Annotated in this window: 9 protein-coding genes; 5 read left to right on the top strand and 4 right to left on the bottom strand. The window is 42.9% G+C overall.

What is annotated here, in order from left to right:
- Positions 1-250 precede the first annotated feature (250 nt).
- From NG821_RS00770 to NG821_RS00750, 5 genes are all read left to right on the top strand, one after another.
- Positions 251-2989, top strand: coding sequence for an outer membrane beta-barrel protein (locus tag NG821_RS00770; RefSeq protein ID WP_252759742.1), 2739 nt, complete (start codon positions 251-253; stop codon positions 2987-2989).
- 867 nt (positions 2990-3856) lie between these two features.
- The gene (locus NG821_RS00765) at positions 3857-5209 is read left to right on the top strand and encodes an IS4 family transposase (protein WP_252759741.1); all 1353 of its coding nucleotides are present in this window, start codon (positions 3857-3859) and stop codon (positions 5207-5209) included.
- Positions 5210-5309: 100 nt separating this feature from the next.
- A complete protein-coding gene (locus NG821_RS00760; RefSeq protein WP_252759740.1) occupies positions 5310-5561 on the top strand; it encodes a hypothetical protein in 252 nt (83 codons plus the stop codon).
- Positions 5558-5860, top strand: a complete 303-nt coding sequence (locus NG821_RS00755) for a type II toxin-antitoxin system RelE family toxin (RefSeq protein ID WP_252759739.1) — start codon at positions 5558-5560, stop codon at positions 5858-5860. The genes NG821_RS00760 and NG821_RS00755 overlap by 4 nt, the downstream gene beginning before the upstream one ends.
- Before the next feature lie 1243 nt (positions 5861-7103).
- Complete coding sequence (locus NG821_RS00750; protein WP_252759738.1) at positions 7104-9161, top strand: TonB-dependent receptor; 2058 nt, start codon at positions 7104-7106, stop codon at positions 9159-9161.
- A gap of 298 nt (positions 9162-9459) precedes the next feature.
- On the opposite strand, the gene NG821_RS00745 is transcribed toward NG821_RS00750, so the two are convergent.
- The 4 genes from NG821_RS00745 to NG821_RS00730 form a co-directional block, all read right to left on the bottom strand.
- Positions 9460-10542, bottom strand: coding sequence for an acyltransferase (locus NG821_RS00745; protein WP_252759737.1), 1083 nt, complete (start codon positions 10540-10542; stop codon positions 9460-9462).
- A 134-nt stretch (positions 10543-10676) separates the two neighbouring features.
- Positions 10677-11624: a tRNA epoxyqueuosine(34) reductase QueG gene (gene queG / locus NG821_RS00740; protein ID WP_252759736.1), complete on the bottom strand. Its 948-nt coding sequence runs from the start codon at positions 11622-11624 to the stop codon at positions 10677-10679.
- A gap of 91 nt (positions 11625-11715) precedes the next feature.
- Positions 11716-12327 (bottom strand): polysaccharide deacetylase family protein, encoded by a 612-nt coding sequence (locus NG821_RS00735; RefSeq protein WP_252759735.1) that lies wholly within the window; start codon positions 12325-12327, stop codon positions 11716-11718.
- A 17-nt stretch (positions 12328-12344) separates the two neighbouring features.
- Complete coding sequence (locus NG821_RS00730; RefSeq protein ID WP_252759734.1) at positions 12345-15695, bottom strand: protein O-mannosyl-transferase family; 3351 nt, start codon at positions 15693-15695, stop codon at positions 12345-12347.
- Between the last annotated feature and the right edge of the window lie 333 nt (positions 15696-16028).

Below are 16028 nucleotides of genomic sequence, written 5' to 3'. Positions count from 1 at the left end.
CGGATTTGATGACGGAATCATGTACAAAATTATCTACAAGGCTGATAAGATGAACCGGTTTGTAAACTTCTACGAAAAAATCGCAGTATAGCAGGTTGTTGATAATTCTTACTTCCGAAACTTGAGTTCTATATCTAATTGATTTTGTTTTTCACACTTCAACTTTCGTCCTACTTTTCAGCAGAGAATAATCAGATATGAATATATTCTTGATTTCATTGAACTAAACGTTATGACGTCACACTCCCTAATGAAATATAGAGATATTGGGATAGTCGTATTCCTGATCTTTACCGGTTGTAGTCTTGGATTTGCATCCAATCCTAATCAGTTGGAAAAGAAAAAGAGGACCGTCTTGTTGCTAGGAAATGTCTTTGATGGGTTCATCAAGAACTTGCCGATCAAAGCGAAGGTCACATTGATGTCTGAGGATTCTGCTGTCATCGATACTACGACTTGTCAAATGGAACAGATATTCTCCAGATATTACTTTCATGTGCCGGCTGTTGAGAAAAAATATATAGTAAAATGTTCCAGCCCGGGTTATGAGGATGACTATTTTTCCTTCACTTTAAAACCCCGAAAGTGGGAAGATGAGCATTATGTCACGTCCCATCACATGAAAAAGAGTTTCAGGAAGAATGTCGATCTTGATGAGGTCGTTGTAAAAGCCACTAGAGTTCAGGTGACTTATCGCGGGGATACAATCGTTTATGACGCCTCGGCCTTCAATCTCCCTGAAGGCTCTATGCTTGACGCCTTGGTCAGACAGTTGCCCGGAGCCCGCATCAATGACAAAGGTGAGATTTTTGTTCACGGAGAGAAAATTGACTATCTCACGTTGAATGGAAATGACTTTTTCAAAGGCAAGAATAAAATCGTCTTGGATAATCTTCCTTATTTCACGATCAAGGATCTTAAGGTCTATCATAGGGAAAAGCCTTTGGCCGACCAGAAGGATATGCTGGACAGGAAGGACTATGTGATGGATGTCCGACTTAAAAAGGCGTACATCAACAGTTCTCTACTTAATGGCGAAGCGGGTATGGGAACCAAGAACAGATGGAGTGCCAGACTTTTTGGCCTGATGATGGGTAATGAGACACATGTCGCTGCCTTTAGTAGTCTCAACAACGTCAACGAGGATCGGCGTCCGGGAATGGATGGAGACTGGAATCCGGCATCTTCCCATAAAGGTGTCGAAACGACGCGTCAGGTTGGGGCTACGCTGGAGAGAAATACGGATGAATACAGTAATCGTGAGTATCTTGACGTGCTGGCGAAATGGGATGATGACGATGTCAGGGGGACCGAACGCAAAGAGTCTTTCTCTTCAGACGGTAATCTTCTGAATCATACCACGTCCAATAGCCGTGATAAGAACTTGAGTTTATCATTAACTCAAAGTTACAGTCACCAGGGGGACATTAATTTCAGTACGGAATTTTTCCTTAACTATAATCATAAGAAAGAAAACACTCTGCGTACGGATTCGCTTTTCGAGAACCGCTTGGTTAATATGGAGGACTATCTTGCAAGTAATAAGCATCAGATGTTTGATACCCGGCTTCATCTGAACGTCGGCTTTTATTTACCCTGGCACCATTATCTCAGTTTGGATCTCAATGGCGGTTATACGAACAATAAACCAAGTGAAACGACATCAACCCAGTCTGTTTATTATGTGGAAAATAACAAATACGATAATCTGGGATTTCTTAATGACAACTCCAATCATCAGTACTCTTATTCGACGGAATTGAAATATAATATTAAACTCCGTAAGGGTTGGTCTTTCGGTCCGTCTTTTTCTTTTGGCCAAAGTCAAAATTGTAATGACAATGAATATTTCCCTCAAGACTCTTCAGAACATACGATAGCCCCTAATAGTTACAACTTCCGTTCTACAGTACGGAAATATCAGGCAGCATTGAATGTTGGGATGAGCACTGCTCATGCCATGCTCTTTTTGAAAATACCTATAGAAAGGGACAAGGAGCAGATGTATTATCATCAAACAGTTGTTGATACACTTGCCAGACGCTCCAAAGTGTTGTTCAATCCCGTTTTGTGGTATAGTCATTTTGGAAAGAACAAGTACACTTTCAACTACAATATGAACGTGAAGCAGCCGTCGTTCGCCCTTCTCATGCCTTATACCAACAGTATCAATCCCTTGGCATTAGTCGTCAACAATCCCAATCTGAAAAGTAGGATAACCCACGACTTTCAAGCGAGTACGATTGTCCGTAATGATTCCATCGACTTGACTTGGTGGATAAAAACCGGTGCAACCTACACTCTCCACGAATGGGGTAACCGTATCAATTACGATACACGGACAGGAACTTACACGTATAGAATGGATAATGTCTCGAAGCACAACTGGCGAGGTAGTTTAGAAGCTGGATTGGAGAAATCTCTTGATCAAAAGAAGCGGCTCAGCCTTGACCTTGACGGAAGTCTGACTTATGATCATAATGTCGATTTTGATATCGCGTACGATGATGCCAATACAAATCTGAGTTTGGTAAAAACTTTAGGTGCAGCTCTGAATACTAAATTGACGTATCACGACAGGACGATCTCTGCGGGGATAATCGGGAAAGTTTCAGGGAGGTTTTCGAGAAGTGATCGAACTGGTTTTGCTGCCATCAACGCCTGTGATTATCAATATGGGGGAAACTTCATGTATACGATTCCTCTCGTCAATCTCACTTTGGCGACGGATGTTACGATGTACAGTCGACGGGGATATGATGCCCGACAGATGAATACCAATGATTTCGTGTGGAATGCCCAGTTAACCTATCCTTTTGTTAAAGGCAGGATTGTGGCTAAACTTCAGGCTTTTGACCTCCTTCATCAGTTGAAGACGACCAACTATACCGTTAATGCTCAAGGAAGAACTGAAACATGGTATAATAGTATCCCTCGCTATTTGATGTTCTCGCTATCCTTTAACCTTATAAAAGGTAAGAATAAATAAGATGTTATCATCGTCCCTCTCAACATCAAAGTAGTTCTTGACGACCTCTTCCTTGATTTATTTATCACTATAGGGGTTATGCCGGGTTATCGTGATGTCTGAGGATTGGGGCAATTCTACTACTGATATTGAAAATGATTTTATTTTGTTCTGACAGAGTATGACATTTTTCGTTTCTGTCGGTGCACGTCTTTGCTTCTGAAGCTGCACGTCCATTCATGGTGTTGTCACTTATCCATTCATCGTGTTGCTGTACAACTAGACGTCCTGTTCACCGTTCCATGAGGTTTTATTGATGGGTTTTATGAGATTCTGTTCACGTGCTTTATGAGGTTCTGTTTACGTACGTCCTTACACTGTCAAGACGTACGACATGAGACCCTAATGACGTACGTCCTTGCACCCTAATAACGCACGTCGACAGATTGCCCCAACCGTTTTGTCAACCAAAAGCCCAAATAGGGAACGGGGAGGGAACGTACAGGGAACGAGAAGGGAACGGGAGGGAACGGATTTGTTTTCAACTTGTCCTTGATCTGTCTCTGCGACAGAAAAGCTGAGGAGCTGGTAGTGATTACGTGACTTTACCTGCAAGTGGCAGTATACTACGACTCTCTTCGGAATATTTAATGTCTTGTTTTTTATATTTATTTAAGTTTCGCAAGTGAAGAACCAGTTGCATAAGTTAACGTAAATTTGGAATAAAAGAGGTTTCAAAATTTGTATAACTCATTGGAAATGAGTAACTTTATAATCGCAAAAGAATAAAGCACAAACTTTGAAGCCGTGAACAAAGATACTACAATTCTATCAGATTTGAGAAGTTTTTTCTCAGAAAGTGACAACAATCGTGCAATAAACAGTATAATGAGTGTAAGGGAACATATAAACATACGTCCCGGACAAATAGGAGCAGGAAAGAAAGAAAACTGCCGGTTTACCAGCCTACAGGTGCTCAGCCTGCTCATGTTGTTCCCGTTCTTCGCGGTGAAGAATGCATTCAGGTATTCCTGTTCCTCACTGGGCAGGATGTTTCTGTGTGAGAAGGACATGTTCTATCGTTTTATAAATGATGACAATGTCAAGTGGCGCAGCCTGCTTTATTCGATGAATCTTCAGCTGCTCAGGAAAATCAGCAGGAATACCGTGTCGCCCCATGATAAGCCGGTCTGTCTAATAATAGATGATACTGATCTCCCGAAGACTGGCAGGAAATCCGAGCTAATCGGTCGGATATACTCTCACGGCCGTCATGGGAGTATCCTTGGCTACAAGTGCCTTACCCTGTTGCTCTCTGACGGCATGGGCCGGCTGATGCTCGATTTCTCCCTCCATGGAGAGAACGGAAAGAACCCGGACAGGAAGCAGGGGCTCACCAAAAAGGAGCGTGATGCCCGTTTTAGCGAGAATCATGACGGGCGGGAAGTGACACGGCGCATTATGGAATACAGTATGAAAAAGACAGACAAGGCCATCGAGATGGTGAAGTACGCCATTAGGAGGGGAATCCGGTTCGATTATCTGCTGATGGACAGCTGGTTTACCAATGCCGGTTTCGTCCGTCTGATTACTTCCCGTCATATCAAATGTAACCTTCTGGGCATGGTCAAACTGGGCAAGACCCGTTATCAAACCGAATACGGACTTCTTACGGCCAAGGAAATCATACGAAAGTTCCACGGCAGGAAGCTCTGCAAGTATAATGCTACGCTCAAATGCACTTATCTGACGATCGACGTGAAGTTTGCCCGGACTACGGTCCGCCTGTTCTTCTGTAAGAGAGGACGCAACGGACAATGGAACGGACTGTTGACTACAGACCTGAGTCTCAGTTTCCTAAGGGCATACAGGATTTACTCCATGAGATGGGCCACGGAAGTAGCCTATCACGATGAAAAGTCCCTGTTCGGATTTGGAAAATGCCAGTCCGTTCACTTCTCAGCACAGATAGCCGGTATTACACTGGCCATGATGCAGTACAATATACTGTGTACGGTCAAACGGTTTGAATCGTATGAAACGCTCGGTGAACTCTTTAATGAGACTACCGGGAACACTCTGGAATTGTCCGTAACGGACAAAATATGGGAACTTATCCTGGATGCCGTTCTTGAAGTGGCAGAAATCGTGTCCGCTGATGCCGGTGAACTGCTCTCAGCCTTGATTGAAGAAAATCCCAAGTTCCATAAACTTTTGAATATTTATAAAGTCGCTTCGTAAGTTATTCACTTGCGAAAGTTGAGTAAAATAAAAAATATCTTCTAATATTTGTATATATTGTATATATACTATATATTTGTAACGAATAAAACTTTTTATTATGGAATCATCGATTATAAAAAACAGACGTAAAGTTATTGATATCAAGGGAGATACGTTTCGATCTCTATCAGTCATGGCAGCTAGTAGGGGAACTAATCTCAAGAAGTTTATTGAAAGTATTCTTGATCATGTGGCTGAAACTAATGATGATAACAAACTCTATACCTGGCTCATTAAGAATGTTCCGGAAGGTAAAAAGATGGCTAGTAAAAAGGAGCAGGAAGACTTTGAAAAGTGGCTTGGAGTATGAAAGTAGCCTATTCTAAGCCATTTATCAAAGTCTCTAAAAAGTTATCTGGAAAGATGTTGGAGAGTTTAAAAAACACGATTACAGAAGTCAAGAATGCCCAGAATATAGAGAAAATAACTGATTGTATCAGACTTTCTGACTATAAGAACGTCTATCGTATCAGAATTGGTAGTTATAGGGCTTTTTTCATTTTCCATATAGAGATTGTGGACGATATTGTATTCTTTCAATATCTGATACCTCGGGGACAAGCCTATTCCAAGGGAGTCCTAAAAAATCTCAGAGATAAGGATATATAAAAACAGTTGGCGGAATTAATCCGGAGCGCATTTAACTCTCCCAATCGGTTGGCGATTAATAGAATTGCAAATGCTTTGATTCTTGCAACAATCATGGAAAACAGTTCTGTAGTTAGTTTTGCATCATTACGGAAAATGATTTTATTTTGTTCTGACAGAGTATGACATTTTTCGTTTCTGTCGGTGCACGTCTTTGCTTCTGAAGCTGCACGTCCATTCATGGTGTTGTCACTTATCCATTCATTGTGTTGCTGTATAACTAGACGTTCTGTTCACCGTTCCATGAGGTTTTATTGATGGGTTTTATGAGATTCTGTTGATAAGTTTTATGAGGTTCTGTTCACGTGCTTTATGAGGTTCTGATCACGTACGTCCTTGCACCCTAATAACGCACGTCGACAGATTGCCCCAACCGTTTTGTCAACCAAAAGCCCAAATAGGGAACGAAGAGGGAACGAGGAGGGAACGGAAGGGAACGGATTTGTTTTCAACTTGTTCTTGATCTGTCTCTGCGACAGAAAAGCTGAGGAGCTGGTAGTGATTACGTGACTTTACCTGCAAGTGGCTGTATACTACGACTCTCTTCAGAATATTTAATGTCTTGTTTTTTACATTTATATCTAAAGCATACAAAATTGTCACAAAGAAGTTGTGTATAGGCTGCCACACGGTGAACTGTACGTGGAGGTTTTATCACAATTAGGTTGTTAACAGCCAATGATCTGTGCAACGTCTTATATCACTCTTTCCGTCATTTAATGTTGACAGCGTGGCTTGATATGTGAAAAAATAGTGGGAACCTCTATATGTTTTTCTCTCTGGTATATCTAAATGCTCTTTACAAAATGTGCCAAAAGTTAATTGGAGTTTCAAAACATAGTAAATAGTTATAAAATTAGGAGATAAATTCTAGATGACGTAACTTTGCAGGCACTAAGGCTAAAACTGCGATAGGAGATCGTATCATTCGTATGTGATTGCTATGAATGATAGAAAAGGACTTCTATAACGTTTATTTGATTATATCTGACCGTTCTGAACTGCATACAGTTAACAAAAGTCAGATGTCTGACGTGGTTCCGGACTGTTTTATCGTAAATTAACTCTACAAAACGTTGCAATTGGCAACTCCCATGGGAGAAGTGGTTCTTGTGCCCGTGTTCTTTATCAATAGGGAGACTTTGGTTCTAAACGATCTGTAAGAGAATTGTTGGAATTTGTTGTCTGGACAAAAAGCTAAAATATGAAAATACAGATTTTTGTACTCTTTCTTATAACTAATGTAGCTACGGCGTATGCCCAAAAAGACAGTACGATAACAAAATCGTTACAAGATGTTGTCGTTAAAGGCAAAGGTCAGATAGAAACAGCAGGGAAAGTCATTTATTCTCCTACAACTCGGGAGAAAAAACATGCTGCCAATGGCTTCGATTTAATTAATGTAATGCAGATGGCGGAATTGGATGTGTCACCGCGGACAAAAAGTATTACTACAAAAAGTGGTGGAGAAGTTGTACTTTGCATTAATGGGATGGCGGCTCTTCCTGAAGATGTCGCGACCCTTCGTGCCAACAATATCCTGAGCATTGAATATATACGTACCCCGACTGGAAAATATGCAGGTAAAGCTGGACTTATCAATTTTATTACCAAGCAACTAAAATATGGTGGAAATGTCTATTTATCTGCCAATGAAGGATTCGCTTACAAGAATGGGGATTATCTGGGCTTTACAGATTTTACGATTAATAAACTTACTCTATCTGTGACTGCATCAGGTGATTGGAACCATGACCATAGTTATACAGATGGGCAAGATGTGTTCCAATTTGCGAACAACACAACATTAACACATAATTTTACCAATGAATATTCTCTACATAAAAGCAACCATCAAACCGGTAGAGTCAAACTGACTGCAACCGGAACTAAATACCGATTTGTCTCTTACCTTAATATAACCCGACAAGGAGAACCTTACGTTGGTCTAATGATGAACAATCAATATACGGGACGGTATACTTTCTTGACAAAACGCCAGGTCACGACAAATAGCCAAAATCTTGCTCCGTCATTATATGCAGCCTACACTGTCTGGCTGCCCCACAACCAGAGTCTGGATCTTACTGGCTCTTTCTTATTCGGTCATAATAAATACCATAGCAATTACAATGAAACAGGGCAGTCTGCTATGTCGTCAATGGTAACTGAGAATAATGATGCGTTCAAAGGGATAGCCCAATATTCCAAATCCTGGAAAAGTGGCGTGACCCTGTCCGGCTATCTGACCAATGACCATAACCGTTTTAAAGATATTTATGCCGGATCATCAACCGGTACTCAACGGCTGACAACTGATGTGACAAGGGGGCTAGTGAAAATCAGCGGTTCTAATGAGAAATATTACTATTATGTCACAGCGGGAGTATCTAATTCAGCTATATCTCTGAATGGCACACATTATAATTATTTTGTGCCTGTGGCATTCTATGGCTTCAACTATGCTTTAAATAGAAATCAAGCGTTTTCATTAGACGGATTGTTCACCCATACGTTATTTGATCCGTCGACCAAAAATTCGATGACTGTTCCGACATCGTTTTTTGAGGCGGTACGGGGGAATCCCAATATGACTCCTATAAAAATTTTGGGTAATACGCTTGTTTATAACGGACAATTCGGCAAATCTAAAATTTCTATTTCGTATGACAATAGCATCTATTTTAAAAACGTCGTTCATCAATATACTGCCAGTAATGACACGATCTATAATGCACGGATTAACGATGGAAACTTTTATGGTAATATGCTTACTTCCACCTATACTTATAGCGCTTTTCATGACAAACTCCTTCTCAGTACGACAGTTCTCGACGAGAACAATGTTATAAGGGGGAAAATCTATAAAAAATCAAAGAATGATGTTCGGCTTATTGCATCGGTTACTTATTTGGAGGGTGATTGGATGATGAAGTTCGATTATCATTCTTCCTATACGTCATTGGATATTCGTGAGCCTTATCTGATACGTTGCTGTCCCTGTTATGAATTGACTGTCAGTTGGAATCACAAGGCGTGGGCAGTTGAGGCCTTCATCAATAATCCTTTTTCCAAATATGATGACCGGCATATTACGATGGATTATGGTTGTTACCAGCGGGATACCTGGAGCTACAATGAACCTGATGGATGCAATCTTAATCTCAAATTAACCTATAGTATCGGTTATGGGAAGAAAGAAAAGCGTGATGATCTGGATATCAATAAGAGCATCAATAGCGCAATAATGAGAAATCTCTAGTCTTGAATAGGTAAAGGTGACCTTCATATCTTATGATAGCATAAGATCGGGCTACCAGACAAGAAGTCCTGAAGAAACATACATGGAGGAGAAACCGACATTCAGTTTTTTATAGACAGTTCCTGTTTCCAATACTTTAAAGAACAGTATCTTTCAGATTTTAGATCTTCAGATACAGATGCCTTCTTTTGCGTCATGCGAAATTGACGATGACTGTTCTCCAAATCAGTACTCATTTGCTATTTCGATTCACGTAACTTTTAATTCTAATTTTGAGTCAGTCTTTTTACAAGATCATTCAGCCTATCCAATAATGACTCTTCGGCAAGAATGACAGGAGTGAGATGATGATATAGATGGTAATGAAGGTGCAGAGAGCCAGCATCGGGATTTCTACCCATAAGGAAAGGGACATGCCAGTAAAGAGGTCATGGTAGAAATTCAGTATCATGATATGTGCCAGAAACATCCCATAGGTTTTATTGGAGAGATCTGCTAGGAATGGATGGGTATTCCATCTTTTCTTCCGGGTAATGGACTGGATGAAGGAGAATACGCCGGCCGTCATCATCACTACATTAATGGAACAGAAAGACCAACTTAGTTCCAGGTCTGCCACGTTGACAACTTTATCCGCTCTCAGGCAGAAAATGCTTGCTGTGAACAGGTATCCGATTATGGTCATCGCCAATGAACTGGCGGTGGAAAAGGATCCGTATTTCTTGAAGTAATAACCTAAAATCAAGTATCCTGCAAAACCTGTAAAGTAATACAGCAATGGCGTGGGATTCCAATAACATTCTCCCAAGATTTGAGGAAAAATCAGATGAAAATAGGGGAGGAATGTGGTCAGGAGCCAGATGACTAAATATCCCTGGAGCTCTTTTTTAGAGCATCTTTCCAACCAGGGTGACAGTATCGGGATCAGTAGATACAGTCCCAGTATCATATAGATGTACCATAAGTGCCCTACGTCTGTACCAAAATTGACGGGTATGCTGAAGATGTGCTCCATCATCAGTGTGATGGAATCTCCTCTATAGAACACGTAATAGACGGCATAACCTATGCACCAGAATAGAAAAGGTCCGGCTACACGTATGATGTGCTTCTTGAGAAATGCTGAGGTATGCACTTTCATAGGCAGGAGCAGATACCCTGAAAGCATGACAAACAGTGGTACACAGATCCGGTCCAGACTGGAGAGGATGCCTACATTGAAGGCAATACCGGCATCGGCAACCTTTCCTCCGGCACCAATATAGAAAAATTCACTGGAATGTTGGAACATAACCAAAAAACATGCTAATATGCGCAGTATGTCAAGGGATAACAGACGCTTGTGGGCGACTGAAGTGTTTGTGGTGTTGATCGTATCCATTATTTTTGTTTTGGATGGTTATGATATATACGAAAACTGGATTTTTCATTAATGACCCGGTTTCCTTGTGACGGTATTTTCCAAGATATTATTTCCTATCGTCCGTGGGTATCAACTTTCGGGACTTAGGCTGTCTATTTGTCTTTCTTCTTTTTAGATGAATTTTGGGCAGCCCTGATATTACGCATCAGCCCGGTATATTTTGCCCTTTGGACAGCACTGCCCTTAAAGAGTTTTCGGTATTCCTCGATGGTCAGGTTTTCCCAGTCTTTATTTGTCATTTTCAGGAGTGATTCACGTGGTTGCAGTTCCGGAACCTGATTGGGTGTGGCAAATTGATTCCAAGGGCAAGCTAACTGGCATCGGTCACAACCATAGATGACATTGCCCATTTTATCTCTGGCTTGTTCTGACAGTTCACCGCGGTTTTCAATGAGTTGATAACTCAGGCAGAGTTTGGCATCTATTTCTTGCCCCTGACGCAAAGCATGAGTCGGACAGGCATCTATACACCGATGGCAATTGCCGCAATGGTTTTTCATCGGCTGATCATAGGCGAGTTCCTGATCCAAAAAGAGTTCGCCTAAGAAAAACATACTGCCGGCATGTGGGATGATGAGTTGGTGGTTTCTTCCGGTCCATCCCAAACCCGCTCTCTCTGCCCAGTAACGTTCTAGAACTGGGGCGGAATCACAGAAGGCACGGTAGTGCTCGAAATGGAGACGCTCGGCGAGGCGTCTTAATTTCCCCTTGACAATGTCATGGTAATCTTCTCCCAAGGCATACGCAGACAACTGGAACTGTCCTTTTGGGAGGGCCTTTGCCGGGGTGTAATTGAGGGCTACACTCACAATGCTTTTCAGTCCGTCCATGAGCAATGTCGGGTTGAGGCGTTTGTCGGTATAGTTTCCCATATAGTCCATGTCTGCATTGCCGTGAGTTGCCAGCCAATGCCTGATATGTACAGAGGTATCAGGATCCACCGGTCTTGCTTCGGCTATGCCACAGGCAAAAAAGCCGAGGTCTCTTGCCCCGGCTTTTATCTCCCTGCTCAGGGAAACTGCTTTATCGTGATCTTTCAAATATTCCGGACTATCTTTCAACGCTGCTCAATGGTTTAAAGATCTTTTGTTCCTTCAATAAAGAATCAGATGACGAAGGGAATTTTCCTTTTTATTCGAAAGTCTTGAATTCATAACCTTGCGCCTTCAGCCATTCCAAAGCCTTGGGCAGGGCATAATGAAGTTTGTCAATGCTCTTGAGTGAATCATGGAAAGTGATGATACTGCCGTTCCGCGCATACCTTCTCACATTGTTGAAGATGTCCTGAGCGGTCATCCATTTAGAATAATCACGCGTCAGGAGATCCCACATGACAATCCGGTACTTCCTCCCAATCCACCAATAGACACTCGGTCTCATCCACCCGTAAGGGGGGCGGAATAGGTGGGCATGGATCAGGTCATTGGCCTTTTGGGCATTCTCTCCAAAACTGAGGGCCATGTGCCGGAGCGACCCGATATGGTTGAAAGTGTGGTTGCCCACTTGATGTCCTTCCTCCACGATCTGGTTGTACAGGTCGTGATAGCGGAGGACATTTTCTCCTACCATGAAGAAAGTCGCCTTGGCACCGTATTCGGCAAGTGTCTTCAGAATGAAAGGCGTACTCTCCGGTATCGGGCCATCGTCAAAAGTAAGGTAAACAGCGTGTACATGCTTGTCCATTCTCCAGGTTGCACTGGGATAGATCCAGCGCAACCATTTTGCTGGCTGCTCTATGATCATGCTACTTTCTCTTCACTTTACTGTTGTTGCTCTGCACCTTCCTGTTGGGGAATTCTTCCGCCACGTCCGTGGTAGTAAGTGTAGTACGCATTAACTTTCTGAGACATCTGTCTAGACAAATTCTTGTCTACTATACCTGCAATCTCGGCTGTCTGCTCCATGATCATCAACTGCTGCATGCAGTCTTCCTGACTTTGCAGGAACCGGTCATTGCCCAGCGACAGGTAATAGGTCATATATTGAGAAGCTGTATTGAACACTTTGTTCGCATAACTTCTGGCTTTGGCTTTCTGTCCGCAGAGAGCAAATGCCTGAGCGAAATCGAGTCCGCCGCTGAGATAGTTGATCGGAACATTGTATTCAGGAATCTGCTTTTCTGCATACAGCAGTGCTTTCAGAGCCTTTCCCTTTTCACCTTTCTCAATTAGATGGAGGGCGAGTTGTCCAAACAGTCTTCTGTTCGTATCACACATCCTCATCGTCGTTTCGTCAATGTAGAGTCCCGGGTGAATCAGATTTCCGAACTTGAACCTTGTCATCACATTGTGATAGGTTTTGTCTGCATCAAAGTTGGTTACGCCCTTGCCTTTAGTCGTCAGGAATGGTGTGATGCGGTTTGCCAGACCTTCCTGCATAAAGTTGTCTCCCAAGTTCATGTAATTTTCCTGACCTACCGTGAGGGCGACGTAGACAGGACGAGTCCAATTGCACTGGGAAATGATTTCCAGCATCATCAGGTCGCTCTTGTACAATGCGCTCTTGCCAGTCAGAGAGATCACCATCTTGTCAGGGATGTTCTTGGTAGGCATCAGCATTCCACTCTTTCTCACGGCATTCTTGTCTATGGTGACAAAGACGGTGTCCGTAGGAATGACATGCATATTCGGATTCTTGGAACGAACCCAATACTTCATGATATTCTTGACTTCAAACGGGTTGTCTCCGAACTGGGCCTTTGCTGCTGCAGGGTTCTCCTTATAGAACTTGAGGACCTGTTGTTTCAGTGAAGGTTCTACTTGCACGTATTCATTCGTTCCCGAACAATAGTCAAGTCGGGGCCATTTGATAGGTACTGACGGTGAATCGTATGCAGGACGTTTCATCTGGTCGATATACCAGTCGGTCTGCAGATAACTCAGATTGCAAACTCTCGCATTGGTTCCTACACCTTCTACTTCCTGATTGTACCAGAGTGGGAAGGTGTCATTATCTCCATTTGTGAAGATGATCGGTTTAGTACCTTCCTGCAAGGACATGAGGTAATTCAGTCCGAAATCACGGCAGGTATAACGGTTGCTCCGGTCATGGTCATCCCAGGTCTGACTGACCATCTGGATAGGTACCAGAAGACAGAGTACCGCGACGACTGCCGATACAATGGTGCCGCTGAGATGCAGATGTTTCTTCAATAGTTCTGATATTGCCGCGACACCCATTCCGCACCAGATCGCATAGGCATAGAACGATCCCGCGTATGCGTAATCCCGTTCTCGAGGTTGCATCGGCGTCTGATTCAGATAGACGACAATGGCCAGACCTGTCATGAAGAACAGGAAGAAGACGACCCAGAATTGACGGATGCCCTTCTTGCCTCTATAGGCTTGCCAGAAGAGTCCTACAAGTCCAAGGATCAGAGGCAGGCAATAGAAGACATTGTGCCCTTTGTTGGCCTTGAGCTCATCCGGGAGTTTGCTTTGATTCCCCAGTCGGGCATTATCCAGGAACTGGATACCTGTGATCCAGTTGCCGTGCTCAGGTTCTCCATTTCCCTGAATGTCGTTCTGACGGCCGGCAAAATTCCACATGAAGTATCTCCAGTACATGAAATTGCACTGGTAAGAGAGGAAGAACCTCATGTTTTCCCACATCGTAGGAACTTTCACCATGACGTTCTCACCACATCTGTCATAAGGTACTTGTGTGCCGTCTACACCACCCATCCAGTCTTCGTATGCCTGGGCATGTGCCTGGTCATACATACGAGGGAAGAGCATGTTCTGGGCATAGACGTAAGAGGACTTGCGGCTGACAATGAAGTAACGGTCTTTTTCGGCCTTGGATTTCTTTTCTACACGTTGGTATACAGGTGCACCGGATTTCATGACCGGTGAACACATGTTGCCGTCATTCTTGAGTTTGACCTGTGAGGTATATGCCGGTCCATAGAATAGGGGACGGTCACCATATTGGTCACGACTCAGATAACTGCCTAATGTGAAGATGTCCTCCGGAGAGTTCTCGTCCATTGGCGGATTGGCCATACTGCGGATAGGAATCAAGGCATAACTTGAATAGCCGATCAGCAGCATCAGCATACACAGCAATCCTGTATTCTTGATCCTGGCCGACACCAGGGGTGTGTTCTCTTTTCCCTTTTTGCGGTAGTTGAGGACATACCAGAGTACGATCAAGACGATGATTCCAATGAGTACAGCACTCCAGCCATAACCATAGAAAGGAATACCCAGCATGGCTACGGCAATTACGGCTGCAAGATTCTGACGCTTGAAACTCTTATTGGTATAGGTCTCGTAGATCGCCCAGATCATGGCTGCGATCAGGAGTACGATATAGACGATTTCACCGGTGTTGAACGGACAGCCTAAGACATTGACGAAGAACAGTTCAAACCATCCACCTACGGTGATGATTCCCGGTACGACGCCATAGAGTACAGCTGCTATAAGTATAAAACCGACAAGCAAGGCGATCAAAGAGCCTTTCAGATTGGCATTCTTGAATTTCCGGTAATAGAAGACCAATACAATTGCCGGCAGACACAACAGGTTCAACAGGTGGACACCGATTGAGAGACCTGTCATATAGGTGATCAGTACCAGCCATCTGTCACTGTGAGGTTCGTCGGCATGGTCTTCCCATTTCAGGATCAACCAGAATACAATAGCCGTAAACGCACTCGAAAAGGCATACACCTCTCCTTCGACGGCACTGAACCAGAAAGTATCACTCCACGTATAGATCAATGCACCGACCACACCGGATGCTTCGATGGCAATCCATTTCGGAAGAGTGAGGTCATCCCAACTCTTCAGAATCAGTTTGCGCACCAGATGCGTAATGGTCCAGAAAAGGAACAGAATACAGACAGCACTCAAGAGAGCACTCATCGTATTCACCATTTTTGCGACATGGGAAGTGTCTGAAGCAAGTTGTGTGAACAAATTGGCAACCAATCCAAAGAAAGGTGCCCCAGGTGGGTGACCGATTTCCTGTTTAAAAGCAGTTGCAATAAACTCGGGGCAATCCCAGAAACTGGCTGTTGGTTCAATGGTGGAACAATACGTAAAGGCTGCGATAACAAAAATAACCCAGCCGAGTATGTTGTCCACTAATTTGTACTTTTTCATTAATATAAAAAACGTGTTACTTCAAAATATGCATGCAAAGATAATAAAAAGTAAAGAGAAAAAGTCTTTATAGAAGTTTTTTTAACCATATTATCCTTTTCTGAGCATATCCGTTAACTTGTATCCGATGGATGCCGTCTGATTCAGGTGTGATGAAAAGGGCTTTTGGTCTGCAAGAACAATAAATTGATACGGAAACTCTATCTAAACTTTCTGATTGTACGAGACTTATGAATTCGCATCTCTTGATCCTGAGAAAGACCTAAAGGTGTTGGAGAGGTCAATCTTTTGTTATGGAAGAATTTGGAGAGCGACTTTGGCTGTCTCTCGGAT

This window comes from Segatella cerevisiae (assembly GCF_024054555.1).
GTDB lineage: Bacteria > Bacteroidota > Bacteroidia > Bacteroidales > Bacteroidaceae > Prevotella > Prevotella cerevisiae.
This window is presented reverse-complemented; position numbering and strand designations above follow the sequence as displayed.